At 48.0% G+C, this 23143-nt stretch carries 19 protein-coding genes; 15 read left to right on the forward strand and 4 right to left on the reverse strand.

What is annotated here, in order from left to right; genetic code table 11:
- The first annotated feature begins 72 nt into the window (after positions 1 to 72).
- From DWX62_RS01805 to DWX62_RS01830, 6 genes are all read left to right on the forward strand, one after another.
- Entirely contained in the window at positions 73 to 3441 is a 3369-nt protein-coding gene (locus tag DWX62_RS01805; RefSeq protein WP_085931530.1) for a SusC/RagA family TonB-linked outer membrane protein, read from the forward strand.
- Positions 3442 to 3472: 31 nt separating this feature from the next.
- Complete coding sequence (locus DWX62_RS01810) at positions 3473 to 5155, forward strand: SusD/RagB family nutrient-binding outer membrane lipoprotein (RefSeq protein ID WP_008662569.1); 1683 nt, start codon at positions 3473 to 3475, stop codon at positions 5153 to 5155.
- A gap of 301 nt (positions 5156 to 5456) precedes the next feature.
- Entirely contained in the window at positions 5457 to 6965 is a 1509-nt protein-coding gene (locus tag DWX62_RS01815; RefSeq protein WP_008662567.1) for an amino acid adenylation domain-containing protein, read from the forward strand.
- 8 nt (positions 6966 to 6973) lie between these two features.
- On the forward strand, positions 6974 to 7216 hold the full coding sequence (locus DWX62_RS01820; RefSeq protein WP_005830717.1) for an acyl carrier protein: 243 nt from the start codon (positions 6974 to 6976) through the stop codon (positions 7214 to 7216).
- A 3-nt stretch (positions 7217 to 7219) separates the two neighbouring features.
- Positions 7220 to 8608: an MBOAT family O-acyltransferase gene (locus tag DWX62_RS01825; protein ID WP_055288298.1), complete on the forward strand. Its 1389-nt coding sequence runs from the start codon at positions 7220 to 7222 to the stop codon at positions 8606 to 8608.
- Positions 8609 to 8620: 12 nt separating this feature from the next.
- Entirely contained in the window at positions 8621 to 9709 is a 1089-nt protein-coding gene (locus tag DWX62_RS01830; protein ID WP_034529249.1) for a hypothetical protein, read from the forward strand.
- Here DWX62_RS01830 and upp read toward each other — a convergent pair.
- Entirely contained in the window at positions 9652 to 10311 is a 660-nt protein-coding gene (gene upp / locus DWX62_RS01835; protein ID WP_120172545.1) for a uracil phosphoribosyltransferase, read from the reverse strand. The two genes, DWX62_RS01830 and upp, sit on opposite strands and share 58 nt — an antisense overlap.
- Before the next feature lie 292 nt (positions 10312 to 10603).
- Between upp and pckA the strand changes: the two genes are divergently transcribed.
- Both pckA and DWX62_RS01845 read left to right on the forward strand, forming a co-directional pair.
- The gene (gene pckA / locus DWX62_RS01840) at positions 10604 to 12211 is read left to right on the forward strand and encodes a phosphoenolpyruvate carboxykinase (ATP) (RefSeq protein WP_005830728.1); all 1608 of its coding nucleotides are present in this window, start codon (positions 10604 to 10606) and stop codon (positions 12209 to 12211) included.
- A 137-nt stretch (positions 12212 to 12348) separates the two neighbouring features.
- Positions 12349 to 12996 carry a nitroreductase gene (locus tag DWX62_RS01845; protein ID WP_005830732.1) on the forward strand — a complete coding sequence of 216 codons (648 nt, stop codon included), beginning with the start codon at positions 12349 to 12351 and terminating at the stop codon, positions 12994 to 12996.
- Positions 12997 to 13086: 90 nt separating this feature from the next.
- Here the strand turns inward: DWX62_RS01845 and typA are convergent, their stop codons facing one another.
- Entirely contained in the window at positions 13087 to 14886 is a 1800-nt protein-coding gene (gene typA, locus DWX62_RS01850) for a translational GTPase TypA (protein ID WP_005830735.1), read from the reverse strand.
- Between the two features lie 158 nt (positions 14887 to 15044).
- On the opposite strand from typA, the gene rpsO reads away from it, so the two are divergent.
- The 7 genes from rpsO (at position 15045) to DWX62_RS01880 (ending at position 21745) form a co-directional block, all read left to right on the forward strand.
- Positions 15045 to 15314, forward strand: a complete 270-nt coding sequence (gene rpsO, locus DWX62_RS01855) for a 30S ribosomal protein S15 (RefSeq protein ID WP_005830737.1) — start codon at positions 15045 to 15047, stop codon at positions 15312 to 15314.
- 92 nt (positions 15315 to 15406) lie between these two features.
- Positions 15407 to 16294, forward strand: coding sequence for a helix-turn-helix domain-containing protein (locus tag DWX62_RS01860; protein WP_005830741.1), 888 nt, complete (start codon positions 15407 to 15409; stop codon positions 16292 to 16294).
- Between the two features lie 13 nt (positions 16295 to 16307).
- Positions 16308 to 16796, forward strand: coding sequence for a DUF4251 domain-containing protein (locus DWX62_RS01865; protein WP_005830743.1), 489 nt, complete (start codon positions 16308 to 16310; stop codon positions 16794 to 16796).
- Positions 16797 to 16939: 143 nt separating this feature from the next.
- Positions 16940 to 18679 (forward strand): outer membrane beta-barrel protein, encoded by a 1740-nt coding sequence (locus DWX62_RS22435; protein WP_279387153.1) that lies wholly within the window; start codon positions 16940 to 16942, stop codon positions 18677 to 18679.
- Positions 18636 to 19265, forward strand: a complete 630-nt coding sequence (locus DWX62_RS22440; protein ID WP_279387154.1) for an outer membrane beta-barrel protein — start codon at positions 18636 to 18638, stop codon at positions 19263 to 19265. Before DWX62_RS22435 ends, DWX62_RS22440 begins: the two co-directional genes overlap by 44 nt.
- A 177-nt stretch (positions 19266 to 19442) precedes the next feature.
- Positions 19443 to 20018 carry an XRE family transcriptional regulator gene (locus tag DWX62_RS01875; protein ID WP_005830747.1) on the forward strand — a complete coding sequence of 192 codons (576 nt, stop codon included), beginning with the start codon at positions 19443 to 19445 and terminating at the stop codon, positions 20016 to 20018.
- 80 nt (positions 20019 to 20098) lie between these two features.
- Positions 20099 to 21745 (forward strand): AMP-binding protein, encoded by a 1647-nt coding sequence (locus DWX62_RS01880; RefSeq protein WP_057256578.1) that lies wholly within the window; start codon positions 20099 to 20101, stop codon positions 21743 to 21745.
- A gap of 96 nt (positions 21746 to 21841) precedes the next feature.
- Here the strand turns inward: DWX62_RS01880 and DWX62_RS01885 are convergent, their stop codons facing one another.
- Positions 21842 to 22333, reverse strand: coding sequence for an S-ribosylhomocysteine lyase (locus DWX62_RS01885; protein ID WP_118132331.1), 492 nt, complete (start codon positions 22331 to 22333; stop codon positions 21842 to 21844).
- A 24-nt stretch (positions 22334 to 22357) separates the two neighbouring features.
- The gene (locus DWX62_RS01890) at positions 22358 to 23062 is read right to left on the reverse strand and encodes a 5'-methylthioadenosine/adenosylhomocysteine nucleosidase (RefSeq protein ID WP_005830756.1); all 705 of its coding nucleotides are present in this window, start codon (positions 23060 to 23062) and stop codon (positions 22358 to 22360) included.
- Positions 23063 to 23143 lie beyond the last annotated feature (81 nt).

The raw sequence follows: 23143 nt of genomic DNA on the forward strand, positions 1-23143 counted from the left end.
AAATATCTGCCGAAAGGACGTAACATTTATAATAAGATAAATCAATTATTTTTCAGTAGTATGAAAATCAGGATGAGAAAACGGTGTGACATTCCACATTCAGCGTCGCACTTCCAAAAAAGTTTGATTATTGCAAGTTGGTTATTAACATTTCTTTTCACCGGAACAGCCTTTGCACAAGAGAACCGAACCATTACAGGCATTGTAAGAGATGTAACGGGAGAACCGCTTATCGGTGCCAGCGTCATACAGAAAGGCACCAACAACGGCGTCATTACCGATGTGGACGGCAACTTCACACTGACCGTTCCTGCAGATGCAACACTCTCTATCGCTTACATGGGCTATGCTACTCGGGAGATAAACCTGGCAAAACGAAAAAAGCAAGGCGACCTGAAGATTACACTCAGCGAAGATACCCAGCAACTGAAAGAAGTCGTAGTAACGGCAATGGGTATCAAAAAAGACACGAAACGTGTCGGCTATGCCATCAGTACCATCAGTGCAGACGAATTGGTAAAGGCAGGAGCACCCAACTTTGCCTCTGCCATGTACGGTAAAGCACCGGGAGTCCGCATCACACAGACACAAGGCGGTTCTGCCGGAGCTGTCTCCATCAACGTACGCGGACTGACTTCCATCACTGGAAATAACCAGCCACTCATCATTCTGGACGGTGTACCCATCCGCAACGGCGGCACGGGTAAAAGCACGGACTTCGCCGAATTTGGCAACGACGGACAAATCCGTTCCAATGGTCTGGTAGACATCAACCCAGAGGACATCGAGAGCCTCAGTATTCTGAAAGGAGCTTCCGCCACAGCTCTCTACGGCTCGGAGGCTGCAAACGGTGCGGTAGTCATCACTAGCAAGCGCGCCAAAAGCGGCAAGCTGACGGTGGACTTCAATGCCCAAGTCATGGCAAACTTACCGGCTTATCTACCAAAAGTACAGACCGTATACGGGCCGGGAACCTACAACACCGCATACAGCGATTATGAGAAACAGACGGGAGGCTTCTATCAGAGAACCCTAAACGGACAAAGCTACAAAAGCCTCCGTTCCACCACCTTGTCCTTCGGCCCGAAATACGACGGCAGCGAGGTACTTTACTGGGACGGGAAGATGCGCCCCTACCAGGCACTGACCGACAACCCGTGGAAAGAGTTGTTTCGCACCGGCTGGACCCAGACTTACAATCTCGCCATCTCACAAGGGACGGAAACCACCAGCAACCGCTTCTCCTACACATTCATGGACGAGATTCCCAATGCCCTGACCGGAAGCTTCACCAAACACAACTTCAAGCTGACCGGTTCGTATCAACTGGCGAAACCGCTGAAACTGGAATACTCCCTTAACTACATCGTACAGAATGTAGAAGACCGCCCGCAAACCTCGCTCAACCTATACAGCGGTTTCGGCAACATGTTCTCCACCTTCCTGGACATTCCCTATCTGAAACAAAGTTACGTCACCAGTCTGGGATACCGTAATACCTTTGTCGGAGGAAACGCCACGCTGACTCCTGAGGAATCATGGGCCTACGACCCCAGTTACGCCACCGGAGTGAACAACATGCTGTGGAATATGTACCATCACCATAGCGACGAGACAGAGAACCGGCTCATCGGTATGATTCGCCCCACCTGGCAGATAACCAACTGGCTGAGTCTGCGCGCCCAGGTTTCAACTGATATCACAGATGTGAAGCAAACACTGAAATATGAAAGCGAACAACCCAATTCCCTATACGACCCCAACGGTAGCTTCCAGTCCATCAACCGCCGTTACGACATTGTCTATGGAGATGTTATGTTGAACTTCAACTATAATATCAACCGCTTCGACATTGCCGCCACCGTAGGCTGGACCGGACGCTACGAAAATATGAACAATATCAGGGTCTCCACCAATGGCGGGCTTGTCACGGAAAACTGGTTCGACCTCAATGCCAGCCGCTACACGCCAAGCAGTACCCTGCAACGTATGGAACTACTGAAAACCGGCTATATGGGTACACTGAGCCTGGGATGGGACAACTATCTATTCCTTGAACTGACCGGACGCCAGGAACGCTCGTCTACCCTAAAAGACCAAAGTTTTTTCTATCCTTCCGCCAATCTGAGTTTCCTCTTCACCCAAGCCTTCCACATGCCGTCATGGTGGAACTATGGAAAACTGCGCCTCTCATACGGTATCGTAGGAAATGCTCCTGAAACCTATACCGCCAATATCGTCTACGAGCAAGGTTCGGACAACGGATTCACCTGGAACACCATTCCCTCTTCATGGGGGAATGCAGATATCCGTCCGGAAAAGAAGTACGAATACGAGATAGGTCTGGAAAGCAAGTTCTTAAACAACCGGTTGGGTATAGATGTATCTTACTACAACAACCGTGTAAAGGACCAGATACTCTCCACGCCGCAACCTTCCACATCAGGCGTAAAGAATGTGTTGATGAATGTGGGCGAGGTAGCCAACCACGGCTGGGATATATCAATCAGTGCCACTCCCATACTGACCAGAGATTTCCGCTGGGACCTGACAGCCAACTATGGTGTATATAAGAACAAAGTAGTGAAACTGGCCGATGGAGTGCCCTATCTGGAAATACTCAACTCCGGAGGTAGTGGAATAAAAATACAAGCTGTGGAAGGCCAGCCAATGGGTGACATCTATGCGCAGGTTCCCCAGGTGAACGAAAACGGTGAGTACCTCGTTTCCGATAAAGGTCTTTACCTCAACCAAACCGAATTGCAGAAAGTCGGCAACATCAATCCGGCAGGCGTAGGAGGTCTATTCAACTCTTTCTCCTACAAGAATGTATTCCTCGATTTCAGTATCGACTTCCGCATCGGAGGAGATGTTATCAACGAAATGAACCAATATGCCACCGCAGTGGGTCTGACACCCGAATCCCTGAAGTACCGTGATACGGAACACGGCGGACTATCCTATTACTATCCGGGCGACAACAATTCCAGCGGAATTCCGGTACAAGTAGACCCTTCCACGGGTGTCGGCCCCAACGGAGAGATAATCTACCACGACGGCATCATTCTTCCGGGTGTAGTGGCCTCCACTGGCGAAAGAAACACACGTATCATTCCGGCAGGCTATTACTACAACACCACCTATAATTGGGGAACGGAGGCCGAACAGCTGACATACCGCCATTCGGTATTCGACAATTCTTATGTCAAACTGCGTGAATTGACCATCGGCTACCAATTTCCCGAAAAGATGATCTCCAAACTGGGACTGGGCCGGCTGAGTGTGTCGGTCTTCGGACGTAATCTCTTCTACTTCTACAAAGCACTGAAAAACTACGATGCGGAGTCGTCCGTCGGAACATCCTGGGCCAACCAGGCTACCGTGGGAAGTTCTACCACAGCTACCCGCAGTTTCGGTGTTTCACTTCGTGCAAGTTTCTGACAAAACAACCATCCAAAAAACAAAAAAGAGTATGAAAAAGACAAAGATATTATCTCTTGTTTCATTGGGAGCATTCCTCCTGACAACATCAGGCTGTACGGATTATGACTTCGACAGCAAATACGAAGACCCCTCCAAAGTAACCCAAGTCACCATCAGTAATCTGATGGTAGGAGTCTTCCAAAAAGTAAAGGACTATGATGTTTACGAATACAACCGGTTCTTCGGATTCGATTCACAGTTTACGGGCAAGTATGCACAAACCTTCGGCTACTCCAACACTACGGATATGTATACCCCCGGCTATATACCCGCTATTGACGGACAGTGGGACAATGTGTATTCGGCACTGGCCCAGTTCCGTAAGCTGGAATCTCTCTACGAGGAAGAAAGCGCGGCAGAACAAGCCCAGGACGAGGCATTCTATCTTGCCGCCAAAGTACAGTTGTACGATTTCTTTGCCGCCACAGTGGACGTTTTCGGGGATATGCCTTTCTCGGAAGCTTGTACGCTGCCGCTTACCAACGATGTAGGTAAATCGTATGCTCATTATGACAAGGCCGAGGATATTTATAAAACCATTCTTGATGAGCTCAAAGAAATTGCTCCACGGTTCCGTTCCATCCCCACACCGAGGAACTTCAATACACAAGACTTTATCAACAACGGGGACATGGACAAATGGGAACGCTATGCAAACTCCTTGCGACTGCGCCTTGCCATGCGCGTAGCCGCGCAAGGAGACTTGCAGGCGGAAGGCCGTACCGCCATCAAGGAAATCCTGGAAAATCCGTCAGCCTATCCGTTGATAGAGGAACAAGAAAACAACATTCTCATTGTCAACCAGAAGTCTGGGCAACTGAACTTCACCGCAGGCCACGGACTGGGTGACTGGGTAACTAACCGACTTGCTTCGGGCGCCATCATCGACCGCATGCTGGGCCATGGCAACTATGATATGACCAGCAATGACCCACTGAGCGGCGTTTATGTGAAAGGAGAAGACGACCCGCGCATCCTGCTCAACTTCAATCCCGTGAAGATTACCAACCAAAACACCGGTCAATTGGACGAACACCGTTATCTGGGCACAGACCTTACCGTGGCAGATGAGCTGACGGAATATTACAACTCGCAGGCACAAGACGAAGTCAATACCAGCAACACCGGTTTCTCACAAATCACGCAGAAAGGTTTCTTTTGGGAAAACGATAAATTCGACATGCTGATAATGGCCTCACCCGAAATCCATTTCCTGAAAGCGGAATCCTATGAAATGGGGTATGGAGTGGCAAAGAATGAAGCAAAAGCGGAAGAAGAGTTCAAAAAGGCTGTCAGCCAGTCCATCACGCTTTACTACTATTACGACTCGGTAAGTACGGGTGAAAACGCACGCCGGTATAATGCCCCCACTGCCGAAGAAACAGCCTCTTTCGCTGCTGCCAAATGGAACAGCACGGAATATGCAGACAAGCTGGATGCTATCATTACCCAAAAGTGGCTGCATTTCGGTTTCCTAGCCAGTCGTGAGGCATGGAGTGATATCCGACGTACCGGCTATCCGTCCGGCCTGGCCTTCCCCGAAGTGGCCGGTACCATCACAAATGTGCCGAACCGCTGGAGATACCCGAATACGGAAGTCAACTACAATCCCTACTATAAAGAGGTGTCAGCCGAAGACACTTACTACCACAAACTGTTCTGGGCAAAATAAGGACTTTGTTCGCAAACCCATTTTGCCCGAAGAGTATATCATACTCACCACAGAATAACACGGATTAACACAGATTGCCTTAGGAGTTCTGATAATAAAGAGCTTTTAGCAGTGTTAATCCGTGTTATCCTGTGGTGAGTATGTATTTGCCCCCTCTGTTTCTTTTATTCCGAACAGTATCCCTCCTTTTTTAGAAATCTTAAGGATTTCCCGGTAGGGAGATTGCGGGAAACCACTGTCTTTAATGAACGACGGACAAACATCGCTTCCGCAAAAACTGAACTATAACATAACGGACTAAATGAAAAAGTATCCAAATGACTTGATTGGCGACATCATGAAAGCCTTCGGCAAATATGCCGACCGACCGGCATTCGTCATCGAAGACACGGCCTGCACTTATGGAGAGCTGGCAACTTGCGTACAGAAAATATCCTCCCTATTCAAGGACAGAGAAGACAAAATTATCGGCATCGTCGCAGAAAACAGACTGGAAACATACGCATCCATACTATCTGCACTGATTTGCGGAAAGACATACGTCATCCTGCATCCTTCCTACCCCAAACATAGGAACGACAGAATTGCCGACTCGGCAGGCATTCGCCTCGTGCTGCATACCGAGAATATCCATGTCTTGAACCTCGACACCCGGAATCTGGAACTGATATGTACCTCCGAAATAGAGCAGGCAGAGAACTCCGCCACGTTCCATGCCGCAGAAGACATCCTCCATACGGCAGAAGAGGAAAATGCCTACATCATCTTTACCTCCGGAAGCACGGGCGAACCCAAAGGAGTACCCATCTCCCGCCGTAACCTGAATGCTTTCTATACCGCCTACCACCGCCTCGGCTGGCAACTGGACGAGAACGACCGGATGCTGCAGATGTTCGAACTCACTTTTGACGTTTCCATCGTATCCTTTCTATATCCGCTGACGCTGGGTGCTTGCATATACACCGTTTCTCCGGAAGGCGTGAAATACATCAACGTAATTGAAACTCTGGAAAAATACGACCTGACCTTCGCTGCCGTGGCCCCTTCACTGCTCCAGCTGCTACGTCCCTATTTTCCGGAGATACACCTCCCCGCACTTAGATATCTAGTGGTTACTGCCGAGGCTTCTGACGCGGAGCTGTTGGATGCTTTCAGAAAATGTGTCCCCAATGCCTCTTTCATAAACCTATACGGACCGACAGAGGGAACCATCTACTGCACTGCCTACCGGATACCCGTCACCTCCTGCAAGCATCACAACGGCATGACCGCTATCGGAAGGCCTTTCGAAGGCATCGATGCCCTAATTATGGATAACGACGGTCGCCCGCTGCCTACCGGAGAAACCGGCGAACTATGGATTAGCGGCAATCAAGTGATGGGTGGATACTGGAATGCTCCCGAAAAAAACGGGGAATGCCTCGTAGAGACCGCCAATGGAAAAGTATACTACAAGACGGGAGACCTCTGCCGGATGGATGCCGACGGTGACATCATCTATTGCGGACGAAAAGACTCACAGATAAAGATACAAGGATTTCGCATCGAGCTGAGCGAGATTGAACATGTGGCAAAAAACTTTTTCAACGGTGAATGCCGTGTAGTCGTCATTCCCAAATACGACAACGGCAATCAGTGCGAACTACATCTCGTCGTAGAGAAGAAACAGCTCGACAAACAGCAGATGGAGGAATATCTGTATAGCAGGCTTCCCTACTACATGATTCCCAAGCATATGCATTGCCTGGAACAGTTTCCGCTGAACACCAGTAGCAAAACAGACAGAAAGAAAATACAAGAACTAATTTAAACTTGACAATGGATACACAGACTATTTTGAATGAAATGAGCCTCATCTTTCGGGAGGTACTGAAAAGAGAGAACATTGTACTTGACAATGAGACCACCGCCCAGGATGTGGAAGGATGGGATTCACTGACCAACATGCAACTGATAAACAAGATAGAGAAGAAATTCAATGTACGCTTCACCTTCAGAGATATTGTAAAACTCAAAAACGTGGGAGACATCTGCCATGCCATTTTAACCAAAACCAACTAGGAAATGTCATTCATATCCCTGAACTTCGTCGTACTGTTTGCGTGTACTTTCATTCTATACCATACGCTTCCTTCACGATTCAGAAAAGCGACCTTACTGACAGCCAGCTGCCTCTTCATAGGCTTCTACCACCTCACTTTTCTGATAACGGCCCTCATCCTCACGCTTACCACCTTCTACCTTGGCAAATGGATAGGACAGACCAAGCGGGAAAGCAGCATGAAGGGAACTTATTTTTCAGGTGTGTGTTTTCTGGTCGTGAGCTGGTTGGCATTCCGGTATGCCGACCGGCTTACAGACTGCCACATCCTTTTTCCGCTGGGAATCTCTTTCTATACTTTCCAGGCCATTTCGTACCTGACAGAAATCTATTGGCAAGAAGAAGAACCGGAAAAGAGCCTGCCCGACTTCATGATATACATGCTCTTCTTCATGAAGTTCCTTTCCGGTCCCATAGAAAGGGCAGGTGACATGCTCCCCCAACTGAAGTCCTGCAAAGCTACGGACTATGCATCCATGGTCTACGGAATGAGACTGATTGTCGTGGGACTGATAAAGAAACTGATACTGGCCGACTCCATCGCCCCATACATAGACGGTGTCTTCGGGTCGGTATACACAGCCTCAGGCGTGCAATTGCTGATGGCATGCCTCCTATATCCGATAGAGCTGTATGCCGACTTCTCCGGATATACCGACATCGCATTGGGAGGAGCGCGCATGCTGGGATTCAAGCTCAGCCCAAACTTCAACCGGCCGTTCATTGCGCAGACCACTGCCGACTTCTGGCGCCGATGGCACATGTCGCTTTCATTCTGGGTACGCGACTATCTGTACCTCCCGTTGTCCTCGAGCCTGCGTGGATGGGGACAATGGGGCGTATTTCTAAGTCTGGCGCTGACCTTCACGGGACTGGGTATCTGGCATGGTGCCGGATGGAACTTTGCTGTCTACGGACTAATTCAAGGTGTCATCATCTTCTACGAGATGAAGACCACGACATTTCACCGCAGACTGAAAGCCCAATTGGGGAGCCGCTTATATGCCACACTATCCGTCGTAAGGACCTACCTGCTTTTTGCCGTCTCTCTGATATTCTTCCGAGCGGGCTCCATGGCCGAAGCGTTCCACTACATCAGCCACCTCTCCTTCGATGTGCATTACAGCTGGAAGGAAATGAACATCGGAATGCCGGACCACAACAGCATTGTGGCAGGAAGCGCACTCGTACTGATATTGGTTTACGAATATTTCATGTCCAAGCATGATTTGCTGGAAGCCTTCGGACGACAGCCGGCAGCCGTAAGATGGAGTATCTATTATCTGCTCGCCATAATACTCTTCACACTGGGACAGTTCAACTCGGACAGCTTCATATATTTACAATTTTGACAATAAAGACACATGATGAAGAAAAACAGCGAACGGAACGCAGCCATACGTTTCATGAAAAAGCTATTTATCCTTTTTATCCCTTTTATAGCCCTACTGGCAGTCTATTTCCTGGACGACCCTTTCATGGTCCTGAAGAACTATGAACGATACGACCAAACCCCGGTTGTACTAAACGAAGGGCACGTGGGGTGGCAGATGTATCTGAACAACCGGGATACTATCCCCATCGACTCCTATATCATGGGAAACTCCTGCACTATGGCTTATCAATGCCATGAATGGGAAAAATACCTCCACGGTGGAAGAGCCGTACGGTTATTCGGAAATGCCGAAAGCCTTGCCGCCGTCTGCCTGAAGCTGAAGGCACTGGACAAGGCAGGTGCAACAATCAAGAACCTGCTGCTGATTATCGACAAGGAATCATTGCACAACGACCGCTGCCTGACCGGACATTCCAACATTCTGCCGCCCGCCATATCGGGAATAAGCAACTTCAAGTTCCAGAAGGAATTCTGCCAAGCCTTCTTCTACCCGAACTTTCTCCTCCCCTATCTGGACTACAAGCTGTTCCACACCTATCGCCCTTACATGAAAGGGGTGATAAATCCCTATGGCTCCACCCGAAACCCGGTAACCAATGATGTGCTGAATCCCAGGGAGGAAATGATAAAGGAAGAGGGAGATAAGTACTGGGAAAACCGGAAAGGAGAATTCACCAAAGAGAAAATGAAGAATTATAGAGACGGGAAATACCGGGAAGCCCCCCAAGTGCTCAGGGAAAAACAAGTCAGCTTGTTGCAGGAAATAAAGTGGATTTGCCGGAAGCATGATACCGATGTGAAAATCATTATCAGTCCCGACTACCTGCAGGTCAACATAAGCCCTGCCGACGTAAAGACACTGAAGCGCTTCTTCGGAAAACGGAATGTATTTGATTTCACCGGTATCAACGAATACACGGAAGACATCCACAATTATTATGAACCGGGTCATTATAGGCCCGCACTTGGGAAAAGGCTGATGGAAAAGATATATGAACCTTATATCTTGTCACCGAACGCCAAATCTCCGGCATCTCCCAGCCCGGGAACGATATAGGAATGCTCGTTCATCTCCGGGTCGATTGCTGCACACCACAAGGTCACTTCATCTCCAGGGAACAGCTTTTCCAGATGCTCTACGCCCTGCTGGCTGGCTATGACACAAGCTATCTGCAACTTGGCTGGCATCCCCTTCGTAATGAAGGCCTTCCAGGCCAATTCCATACTTTCTCCCGTGGCAAGCATCGGGTCTACAATCAATAATGTCTTCTTGGACAAATCCGGAGTAGCGATGTATTCGATGTGTACATCCACCGTGCGGCATTCCTTATCCTTATAATAACGGTAAGCGGAAACAAAAGCATTCCCGGCATGGTCGAACATATTCAAAAACCCAGTATGCAAGGGCAGCCCAGCACGGAAAACAGTGGCAATCACCACCGCGTCATCGGGTGTGCTGACCGACGCCACTCCCAAGGGAGTCTGTACCTGCTTGACAGAATACGTCAGTTCCTTACTCATTTCATACGCCATTATCTCTCCAATGCGTTCAATATTACGGCGGAAACGCATACGGTCGCCCTGGACTGCTACATCACGAATTTCTGCCACGTATTGGTTCAAGACAGAATTTGTCTCGGCAAAGTTGATAACCTTCATAATTATAGAATGTTTTGATGTGCAAAGTAAACGAATTTCACCCAATTTGCAACATTCAGTTAGCAGATATTGTTATGGTTTTATAAAAGATTTCCTATTAGAGAAAAATTTCTCTAATAGAGCTTTTCTTTAAAAAGAAAGTATTACTTTTGTAGGCGAAAAACAAGGGACCTGCTGAAAAGCAGGAAAAAAAGAGCTTTTCTACACCCGTTTTTCCTTGTAAATCAAAGGTAAAAGAGATTAAGGAAAGAGATTATAAACCAAATACCAACATTTTAAATCATTAAAAGAAATGGCAAATTTAGATTTAAGCAAGTACGGTATCCAAGACGTGAAGGAAATTATCCACAACCCGTCTTACGATGTACTGTTCGCAGAAGAAACCAAACCAGGTTTGGAAGGTTTTGAAAAAGGTCAGGTAACTGAACTGGGTGCCGTAAATGTAATGACAGGTATCTATACCGGTCGTTCTCCTAAAGATAAATTCTTCGTAATGAATGAAGCCAGCAAGGATTCTGTATGGTGGACTTCTGAAGAATACAAAAACGACAACAAACCTTGCTCTGAAGAAGCTTGGGCTGACCTAAAGGCTAAGGCTGTAAAGGAATTGAGCGGCAAGCGTCTGTTCGTTGTTGATACTTTCTGTGGCGCCAACCCCGCTACTCGTATGAAAGTACGTTTCATCATGGAAGTGGCATGGCAGGCTCACTTCGTAACTAACATGTTCATCCGCCCGACTGCTGAAGAACTGGCTAACTACGGAGAACCCGATTTCGTATCATTCAACGCTTCTAAGGCAAAAGTTGACAACTACAAGGAACTGGGTCTGAACTCTGAAACAGCTACTGTATTCAACTTGAAGACCAACGAACAGGTTATCTTGAACACTTGGTACGGTGGTGAAATGAAGAAGGGTATGTTCTCTATCATGAACTACAAGAACCCGTTGCGTGGTATCGCTTCTATGCACTGCTCTGCCAACACTAACATGGAAGGTACTGACTCTGCTATCTTCTTCGGTCTGTCCGGTACTGGTAAGACTACCTTGTCAACTGACCCGAAACGTCTGTTGATCGGTGACGATGAACACGGATGGGATGACGAAGGTGTATTCAACTACGAAGGTGGTTGCTACGCTAAGGTTATTAACTTGGATAAAGAAAGCGAACCCGATATCTACGCTGCCATCAAGCGTGACGCTCTGTTGGAGAATGTTACAGTAGCTGCTGACGGTAAGATTGACTTCGCTGACAAGAGCGTAACAGAAAACACTCGTGTTTCTTATCCTATCTACCACATCAATAACATTGTTAAACCGGTTTCTAAGGGTCCTCACGCTCACCAGGTAATCTTCTTGTCTGCTGACGCATTCGGTGTATTACCTCCGGTATCTATCTTGAACCCTGAACAAGCTCAGTACTACTTCTTGTCTGGCTTTACTGCTAAGTTGGCTGGTACAGAACGTGGTATCACTGAACCGACTCCGACATTCTCTGCTTGCTTCGGTGCTGCTTTCCTGAGCCTGCATCCTACTAAATATGCAGAAGAATTGGTTAAGAAGATGAACAAGGTTGGTGCTAAGGCATACTTGGTTAACACTGGTTGGAACGGTAGCGGCAAACGTATCTCTATCAAAGATACTCGTGGTATCATCGACGCTATCCTCGACGGTTCTATCGACAAGGCTCCGACGAAGGTTATTCCTTTCTTCGACTTCGTGGTTCCTACTGAATTGCCTAATGTAGATCCGAAGATTCTTGATCCTCGCGATACTTACGAATGCGCTTGCCAATGGGAAGAAAAAGCAAAAGACCTGGCTGGCCGCTTCATCAAGAACTTCGCTAAGTTCACTGGCAACGAAGCTGGTAAGGCTTTGGTTGCTGCTGGTCCGAAGCTCTAATCTGACAATAAAGTTAGAAACATATGGAAAAGGTATCTCCTCCGGGAGATGCCTTTTTTCTTTTTTAATATCTCTATCTCATTGATAATCCGAAAGTTTTAGTAGTTTTGCAGAAACCATTATTCAAATAAAGCAATATGAAAAGTATCAGATTGATGTTGGCAGGCGCAAGTTTGTTGCTGCTCTGCAGTTGCGGTGCCCAGGTCCAGAAAGAGACCCAAGTTGCCAATGCAAATGAAAGCAAAGAGAATACGGTGATTGAAACCATCATGTCACGCCGCAGCATCCGCCAGTACAAACCGCAAGCCGTGAATCGCGACACCATGCAGATTATCCTGGATTGCGGTATCAATGCACCCAACGGACAGAACAAGCAATCGTGGGAAGTGCGTGTAGTGGATAACCCGGATTTCATCAACGGAATTACGGAAATCTACAAGAAGGAAAATCCCAAAGCCGCCGAAGACCCGAAATTCAAGAACATGTTCCGCAACGCTTCTACAGTAGTATTTATTGCCAATGACCCGTCTTATGACCTTTCACAGATTGACTGTGGACTGTTGGGTGAGAATATGATTCTATCAGCCTGGTCCATGGGAATCGGTTCTTGCTGCTTGGGCGGTCCCACGCGCTTCATGACCTCTACTCCGGCTGCTGCCGAATACCTGAAGAAACTGGATATTCCGGAAGGCTATCAGCTACTTTACTGTATCGCTTTCGGCTATCCGGACGAAACGCCCGCTGCCAAACCCCGTAATGCGGCAAAGGTAAAATTCATCGATTGACTTTCGTTTGAATGACGACAATAAAAAGGAGTGCCTCACCTTTCGGCAGGGCACTCCTTTCATATATAACAACTAAAACTCTTCTGTTTATCAGTTCTTGTTTGCGCGTTTACGCTCAAGCTCATCGAGGATAACCTTACGCATACGCATTGATTTAGGAGTAACTTCCACATATTCATCCTCCTTGATGTACTCCAGTGCCTCCTCAAGAGAGAACTGTACGGGAGGAATCAGACGTGCCTTGTCATCCGAACCACTGGCACGCATATTGGTAAGCTTCTTGGACTTCGTTACATTAATCACCAAGTCGTTGTCATGGGAATGCTCGCCCACTACTTGGCCTGCATAAACCTCTTCCTGCGGGAAAATGAAGAATTTGCCGCGGTCCTGCAACTTGTCAATGGCATAGGCAAAAGCCGTACCGGACTCCATGGCAATCATAGAACCGTTGGTACGCCGTTCAATCTCACCCTTATACGGTTGATATTCCTTAAAACGGTGTGCCATGATAGCCTCGCCGGCAGAAGCGGTCAACACATTGGTACGCAGACCGATGATACCGCGCGACGGCATGTCGAACTCAAGATTTACACGTTCGCCGGCACTTTCCATCTTCACCATTTCACCTTTACGACGGGTCACCATATCAATCATCTTGCTGGCATATTCTTCGGGAACATTGATGGTAAGCTCTTCAATAGGTTCGCATTTCACGCCGTCAATCTCCTTGAAGATTACCTGCGGTTGCCCTACCTGCAACTCATACCCTTCACGACGCATGGTCTCAATCAGTACGGAAAGATGAAGCACGCCACGGCCGGAAACAATCCACTTGCCGTCTTCCTCGCTCTTGCGCACGCGAAGTGCAAGATTCTTATCCAACTCCTTCATCAAACGGTCGTGGATGTGGCGGGAAGTAACAAACTTACCTTCCTTACCGAAGAACGGAGAGTCATTAATGGTGAAGAGCATACTCATCGTAGGTTCATCAATGGCAATAGGCGGCAACGCTTCCGGATTTTCGTAATCGCAGACCGTATCTCCGATTTCGAATCCTTCGATACCTACCAACGCACAGATGTCACCGGAAGACACTTCCTGCACCTTTACACGGCCCATACCTTCGAATGTATGCAATTCCTTGATTTTTGATTTCACGATACTCCCGTCACGCTTTGCCAAAGACACATTCATGCCTTCTTTCAATATGCCACGGTGTACGCGGCCCACAGCAATACGCCCGGTATACGAAGAATAATCCAGCGAAGTAACCAGCATTTGCGGTGTACCCTCCAACTGTTCGGGGGCAGGAATATTCTCCAAGATACAGTCCAGAAGCGGATAAATGTTATCAGTCGGCTGCTGCCAGTCGGTACTCATCCAATTATTCTTGGCAGAACCGTAGATAACGGGGAAATCCAGCTGGTCCTCGGTTGCATTCAGGCTGAACATCAAGTCGAACACCATCTCGTACACTTCTTCGGGACGGCAATTTGGCTTATCCACCTTATTCACAACAACGATAGGTTTCAGACCAATCTGCAGAGCTTTCTGCAATACAAACCGTGTCTGCGGCATAGGACCTTCGAAAGCATCCACAAGCAGAATGCATCCATCCGCCATATTCAATACACGTTCCACTTCACCTCCGAAGTCACTGTGTCCCGGAGTATCAATAATGTTAATCTTGGTGTCTTTGTAGTTGATAGAAACGTTCTTTGAGAGAATCGTTATACCTCGTTCACGCTCCAGGTCATTGTTATCCAACATTAATTCACCTGTGCTCTGGTTGCTGCGGAAAAGGTTTCCGGCCAAAAGCATCTTGTCAACGAGCGTCGTTTTCCCATGGTCCACATGGGCAATAATTGCAATGTTTCTAATCTTTTGCATATAATACCTATTATTTTCAAGCGACAAAGTTAGTGATTTTGGATTAGATATGCAGTATAGATATGATTTTTTTGCTGAATATCATTGTGATATAAAAGTTTATCCCTATCTTTGCAGCCCCGAAAGGGAATATTTATAATAACTTTTAATTAAACATTATGTATTTAGACGCTGCTAAAAAGCAAGAAATCTTCGGCAAATACGGAAAGTCTAACACTGATACTGGCTCAGCTGAGGCTCAGATAGCTTTGTTTTCCTACCGTATTGCTCGTCTGACTGAGCACCTTAAGCTCAACAGAAAGGATTATAGTACAGAAAGAGCTTTGACTATGTTGGTAGGTAAACGCCGTGCGTTGCTGACTTATCTGAAGGACCGCGACATCACCAGATATCGTGCTATCGTCAAAGAACTCGGCTTGCGTAAGTAATCTACTTGCGGCAAAACCATTAAAAAAGGAAGTTTTCCAAAAGGAAACTTCCTTTTTTGTTTATAATCCGATTTATACCTAATTTTGTATCCATGAAAAGAAAAGTATCAGCAGCAAATCTTTCGATAGCAATCACTTTTCTATTGATACTGCTATCATTCGGCTTCGGTTATCGCAGCTATTCGCAGGCAGAACAACGTGTGGTCTCTGACCTGAACCAGGCACTGCAACGCACAGTATTGCAGAACAAGGGATTATGGTTGAATGCGGACACAATCCAGACTTATGCCAAACTACAAGAAGTGATAGGTGCCCCCGTTTCTGTAAACGGTTCCCACAGAGCCTTTACCGAAGCATTGTCCATCACCGGATTGAAAGATGTCTCTACCCTTTCGCTGCATATACTGAAAAAGAACTCTCCCGCCACCGTATTCAATGAGATTCCTGCCGGATGTCTTGCCAGCGACACATTGGTATGGCTCTCCACCACAGCCGATGCATCTGGACTGACACTTTCCTTCCGGGGATATGCCCGTTGCTCAGCTACCATGCTGTTCAGCTTATCCAAGCAGACAATTCCGGCAACATTGCTATTGGCCGCCCTGCTGTGGGGAGGATTCACCTTTTTCTATTTCCGTCGGCGCACAAAGACTAATGCCAGTAACGGGCAGCAACAAGAAAACTTCATTACCTTCGGCAACCTTTCGCTTTCCCTCCAGGAAGCCTGCTTCTATAACGAACAGCAGGAAAAGCTAAAACTCACCCCCATGCAGTACACACTGATGGAGATGTTCTACCTTTCTTCCTCACACCTACTTTTCAAATCCGACATCTGCCAATCGCTATGGCCGGGAAAAGACAATGCAGACGAAACGCTTTACACATTGATACGGCGTCTGAAGCCCATTGTCGAGGATAACAGCAACCTCAGAATAACAACAGATCGTGGCCGCGCCTACGGACTGGAAATAAAAACCTAAACATTATAGAATCATGAAGACTAACAAACTTATCCTATTAGGGCTAATCTGCCTGACTGTCGCAATGCCGACAACCGCCCAAAACCGTAACGAAAAGAAAGAGCGCACTGAACGTGCTGTAAAAGAAGCTATTGCTGCTAAACAATACAAAATCAACGTAGATCGGATGCAACCGATGAGAGGCGGTAGCCGTAACTTGACCACCAACTACACACTGGAAATCAGAAACGACTCCGTTTTCTCTTACCTGCCTTACTTTGGAGTGGCCTACAATGCTCCGTATGGAGGAGGCAAGAGCCTGAATTTCAATGCATCCATCACCGGATACACAACCAGAGCACTCAAAAAAGGCAAAATCCAAATAGACTTCAAGACCCGTAGTGATGAAGACAATTATGAGTACCGCCTCACCATCTTTCCCGATGGTTCTACCAGTATCCATGTGCAACCCATGAACAAACAGTCCATCTCGTTCACCGGAGAGATGGATACAGAAAAGTAATCATCTTCCCCCTTTAAAAGGACAAAAGAAAGTATTGTCAGTCTATTGTCAGGCAAATGTCAGACAACTATCCGCTTTTTGTTTCTTCCATCCCGGCAGAAAGCGGATACCTTCGTGTCCCGAAATCAAACAACAACCGGAACATGAAACAGATAATATGTATTCTTGCCCTGCTCCTAATGAGCGTCACGACAACAAAAGCACAAACCAGCCCGGCAACACCCTCCATCCGAGGTAAAATTCTCACAGAGGAAAAGCAACCGATAGAGTTTACCAACATCGCCCTCCTTTCCGAAGATTCCACCTTCATACAAGGAACGTGTAGCCGAAGCGACGGTAGTTTTGAACTTCTCCCTCCCGCTCCCGGAAACTATCTACTACAAGTTTCTTCCATCGGTTACAAACCCCTTTGCCAGCCTTGCCCCACCGGGAGTACCCACAACTGGATATTGCAAACCGATGCCGTGCTACTTGCGGAAACCGTCATCACCGCCGCCCGCCCCGTTTTCCGACTAAAGGGCGGAAAGTTGGAGACAAGCGTACGGCAAACCCTGCTCGCATCCTTGAATGATGCCAACGACGTATTGAAACATATCCCCGGACTACGCTCCTCTGATGAGGGGTATACCGTTTTTGGCAAAGGGACACCGGTCATCTATATAGATAACCGCCTTCTGCAAGACAACTCCGAACTGCAACGCCTCTCTGCCGCCGATATTGAAAAAGTGGAGCTCATCACCAACCCGGGTGCAGAGTACGATGCTACCGTTAAAGCCGTTGTACGCATACGCACCGTACGTAACAAAAGAGACAGTTTTGGCGGTAATTTCCGTGCAGGAATCACCCAACGGAGACGCAACAGCCATTACGGACAAGTCAATCTGAATTATCAGAAGAAAGGACTGTCCCTGCTGGGCATGCTGTACACCAATTATGAAAACAGAAAACGCCACCAGGAGGTTCGCTACCAGATACCGTCCGAAATACAATGGGATGTAAATAACCGGGTTCACTTATATAATAAGGGACTACTTGCCGGAGGAAAAGCAAGCGCCAGTTACGACTTCACCCCCCAACACAGCCTCGGTGCCTCCTATGAGTTTCATCGTACCCCCGATTATCACAGCAGTGACCATTCGGCATATACCGTCCGGGCAAATGAAGAATTGGCCGATCACACCATACATTCCTCCCAAAACTTGCAGCAAACCAACCGGCACCAGCTGAATGCCTACTATCAGGGCAGCATAAAGCAACTCCACATAAACTTCAACACCGACCTGGTATACGGCAAAAGTTATAATCACCAGGAGGCTCAAGAAGAAAGCCAGACCGAAGGCAATCGCGACATCAGCTCTTTCAACCACGCCGACAACCGCCTTTATGCCGCCAAGTTGATTCTGACCCATCCCCTTTGGAAAGGTGAACTGAAGACCGGTGCCGATTACACCTTCATCCGGCGAAATGACAATTTCCTGAACCGGCAGCACATACTTCCCGATACAGACAGTCGAATCGACGAAAGCAAGTCCGCCGTCTTTGCCGAATACTCACTGACATTAGGAAAAATCAGCCTTCTTGCAGGACTGCGCTTCGAGCATGCCGTCTCCGACTATTGGGAGCAGGAAAAGTACGTGTCCGGTCAAAGTCGTACTTACAATGACTGGTGCCCCAACCTATCGGTAGACTTTCCTCTCGGCAAAGCCCAAGCCAATCTCAGCTATACAGCCAAAAGCAACCGCCCCAGCTTCTTCCAGCTACGTAGCACACTGAGTTATAACAACCGTTTCATCTACGAAGGCGGAAACCCACTGCTCACCCCCCGAAACCAACCACGACCTGCAGTTCACGGCCCTTTACAAGTGGGTACAATTCGGACTTAACTACCAATACCGCCGCAATGCCATTGCCTTCATGACCAAAGAATACGAGGACAATCCGGATGTTGTCATCTTCACTACCGGAAATTTCAAACGGATGCAGTATCTCACCGCCTCTGCCCATCTGTCACCCACCGTCGGCATCTGGAAACCGGAGCTCGGCATTTACTTCGCCCAACCGTTCTTCAAAGTCACCAATCAAGGCAGTAGCAAGAATATGAACCGCGGCAGCATTTACCTCTTTCTGCAAAACAGTCTCCAGCTTCCGGACGAGTGGACTCTCTCCCTTGATGCCGACTACCAGAGCGAAGGCAACTTCGGCGCCATGCTGCAACGTTCCTATTGGGGCATAGACGCTGGCATCCGCAAAACATTCTTCAACAAAAGGCTGACGCTCGGACTGCAAGCCAATGACCTGTGGAATTCCCGGTATGGCTCCTTCATGCTGTTCGGTCCCCGGCTGACCTATACGAAAAAGGCAAACCCGGACTCGCGCAGCTTCTCCCTGAACCTAAGCTATCGTTTCAATGCAGCAGGCAAAGCGTACAAAGGAAAGCACGTATCGGAACAAGACTTGAAGCGGCTATAAACAGAACTTTGGGGAAGAAAGAGAAACAGAACAGAAGAATATTATACAAATAAGCCGACCTGCGGAGATATTTCAGCAATATTTTCCCTCAGAATGTTGCATCAAGTAAAAGTTTCTCTTATTTTTGCGGTTTAAGAACTATAAATTATAACTTTTCGACCCCAAAATACTATCATTATGGATACCAGCAAAATTGTAGGAGAAAAAATAAAATCACTCCGTGAAAGCCAATCCATCAGTATGGAAGAACTGGCACAGCGTTCGGGACTTGCTATCGAACAGATTGAACGTATAGAAAACAACATCGACCTCCCGTCACTGGCTCCCCTCATCAAGATAGCTCGTGTGCTGGGTGTACGTTTGGGAACTTTTCTTGACGACCAGGATGAGAACGGTCCCGTGGTCTGCCGTAAGGACGAGTCGCAGAACAGTATCAGTTTCTCCAACAATGCCATCCACAGCCGCAAGCATATGGAGTATCATTCACTCTCCAAATCCAAAGCCGACCGCCATATGGAGCCGTTTATCATTGATGTGGCCGCTACGGACGACAGTGACTTTGTACTCTCCTCACACGAAGGCGAAGAATTCATCATGGTGATGGAAGGGACCATGGAAATCAGTTACGGCAAAAACACCTACCTGCTCGAAGAAGGTGACAGCATCTATTACGATTCCATCGTTCCGCACCACGTACACGCCTATGAAGGGCAGGCAGCCAAGATACTTGCAGTAGTTTATACACCAATTTAAATTAATGGAAAATTGAAAGGTGAAAATGGAAAATGATAAATACTTTCTATTTTCACCTTTCCACTTTCAACTTCCACATCATGTTATACGAACGCACCCTCGGCCAATGGTTGGAACATTGGGCCGAAACAACACCAGACAAAGAATATATCGTTTACTCCGACCGCAACCTGCGTTTCACCTGGAGCCAGTTCAACCGCCGGGTGGACGACATGGCCAAAGGGCTTATCGCCATCGGCGTGGAACGAGGAACACACGTAGGTATCTGGGCAGCTAACGTACCCGACTGGCTGACTCTATTATACGCTTGCGCCAAGATAGGTGCCGTCTACGTAACGGTAAACACCAACTACAAACAGTCCGAGCTGGAATATCTCTGCCAGAACTCCGACATGCATACCCTCTGCATCGTCAATGGCGAAAAGGACAGTGACTTTGTGCAGATGACCTATACCATGCTTCCGGAACTGAAGACCTGCCAACGCGGACACTTGAAAAGCGAACGTTTCCCTTATATGAAAAACGTCATCTACGTGGGGCAGGAGAAGCACCGGGGCATGTACAACACGGCCGAAATACTTCTCTTGGGCAACAATATAGAAGACAGCCGCCTGAATGAACTCAAAAGTCAGGTCACTTGCCACGATGTAGTGAACATGCAATACACCTCCGGCACTACGGGATTCCCGAAAGGCGTCATGCTTACCCACTACAACATTGCCAACAACGGTTTCCTTACCGGTGAGCACATGAAGTTTACCGCCGATGACAAGCTCTGCGTCTGCGTACCATTGTTCCACTGCTTTGGCGTGGTACTTGCCACCATGAACTGCCTGACACACGGCTGTACAGAAGTAATGGTGGAACGCTTCAACCCACTGGTAGTGCTCGCCTCTATCCACAAGGAGCGCTGCACGGCACTTTACGGCGTACCCACCATGTTCATTGCCGAACTGAACCATCCGATGTTCGACATGTTCGACATGTCCAGCCTCCGTACGGGTATCATGGCAGGTTCCCTCTGCCCGGTAGAGCTGATGAAGCAGGTGGAAGAGAAAATGTACATGAAGGTAACCAGCGTTTACGGGCTGACCGAAGCTGCTCCCGGAATGACCGCCACCCGGATAGACGACCCGTTCGATGTACGTTGCAATACCGTAGGACACGACTTTGAACATACGGAAGTAAAGGTTATCGACCCCGAAACCGGAGAAGAGTGTCCCGTAGGCGTACAAGGTGAAATGTGCAACCGCGGATACAACACCATGAAGGGTTACTACAAAAACCCGGAAGCCACAGCCGAAGTCATTGACGAGAACGGTTTCCTGCACTCGGGAGACCTTGGAGTGAAGGACGAGGACGGCAATTACCGCATCACAGGACGCATCAAGGACATGATTATCCGCGGTGGTGAGAATATCTATCCCCGCGAGATAGAAGAGTTCCTCTATCAACTGGAAGGCGTAAAAGACGTGCAGGTAGCCGGTATTCCCTCTAAGAAGTACGGTGAAGCCGTAGGCGCTTTCATCATCCTGCACGAAGGAGTGGATATGCACGAATCGGATGTACGAGACTTCTGCATCGGCAAAATATCACGCTACAAGATACCCAAGTATATCTTCTTCATCAAAGAATTCCCCATGACGGGAAGTGGCAAGATACAGAAATTCAAGCTGAAAGACCTGGGATTACAGCTTTGCAAGGAGCAGGGGATTGAGATTGTGTGATAATAAAGGATAAGGGATTAAGGGTTAGGGATTATTGGGGTCGCATAGACTTTAATATAGGTATAAACCCATCCCTAATCCTTAATCCCTAACCCCTTATTTTTCTTCTTTTTCCGGATATTTCATATTCTCCTCTTTCATCTGTTCCAATACCTCATGCAGGTATTTGGCAGACTCCCATTTAGCCATCGGAAGGTCGTGGAGCAGGTAGTTGCCGCAATCTTGCGGAGCGGCACCGGGGACTTCACCTTCATATTCGGCAACAAAGCGGAAGGTGTCCTGCATCAGCACCAGTATGTCCTGCGGCTTCAAGTCACCTTTCATCAGCAGATAATTACCGGTGAGGCAGCCCATGGGGCCCCAATAGATAATCTTGTCCTGCCACTGCGGGTCATTACGCAGGTAGGTGGCGGCAAGATGTTCGATAGTATGCAGAGCACCTTGTCCCAAGGCAGGCTCACGGTTGGGCTCTTTCATACGGATGTCGAAAGTAGTGACTGTTTCTCCGTTCACTTCATCCTGGCGGGATACGTAAATACCGCGCAACAAGCGGATGTGGTCAATTGTAAAACTGGGAATCTTCTTCATGAGTTATGAGTTATAAGTTATGAGTTATAAATTGCTGGGAAGGGTGGAGAGGAAGGTCCATATCGTGAGGAACGAACGCTCTGCCATGGTTCCCCAGAAATCGGCATACTGCGAAGCATGGTCCTCTACTCCGGGTGTGTCGCTGATGATGCGGAAGCTGAGAAAAGGAACATTGTACAGATAGCAAGTCTGCGCAATGGCGGCAGACTCCATATCAACGGCAAGACCGTCGGGGAAACGTTGCTTGATGGTATCCAGCTCCGTACGGTTGGTGATGAACTGGTCGCCGGTACAGACAAGTCCGCTGTGGATGCGGCTTTCCATTCCGGCTTCGTTCAGCGACAAGGCATGTTTCAACAGAGAGGAACATCCCTCGTAAGAGGCGGGAAAACCTTGCACTTGTCCGTACTCGTTACCGTCGCCGCACCAGACGTCGTGATACACCAGACGTTGGCTTGCCACTACATCCGTCACCTTCAGGCAAGCATCAATGCCGCCCGCCACACCGGTGCTGACGATGCAGTCCGGAGAAAAGCGCCGTATCAGTTCCGAAGCTCCTACCGCTGCACTCACCTTACCGATGCCGCATTGCGTCAAGATTACATGGTTACCGCCCAATGTACCTTCCACATAGCGGAAACTACCATCGCCCGACGTATTCTTATCCTGCAAGCGCTCCACCAACCGGCGGTGTTCGCTGTCCATTGCACTGATTATCCCTATTGTCATATCTATAATAATTTAAGCTTGCATATTACCATTAAAGCACTTTAATCTTTTTTTGGAAAGGCAAAGGTACAACATTCTGCC

It is taken from the genome of Bacteroides sp. AF20-13LB, assembly GCF_003603065.1.
GTDB lineage: Bacteria > Bacteroidota > Bacteroidia > Bacteroidales > Bacteroidaceae > Bacteroides > Bacteroides uniformis.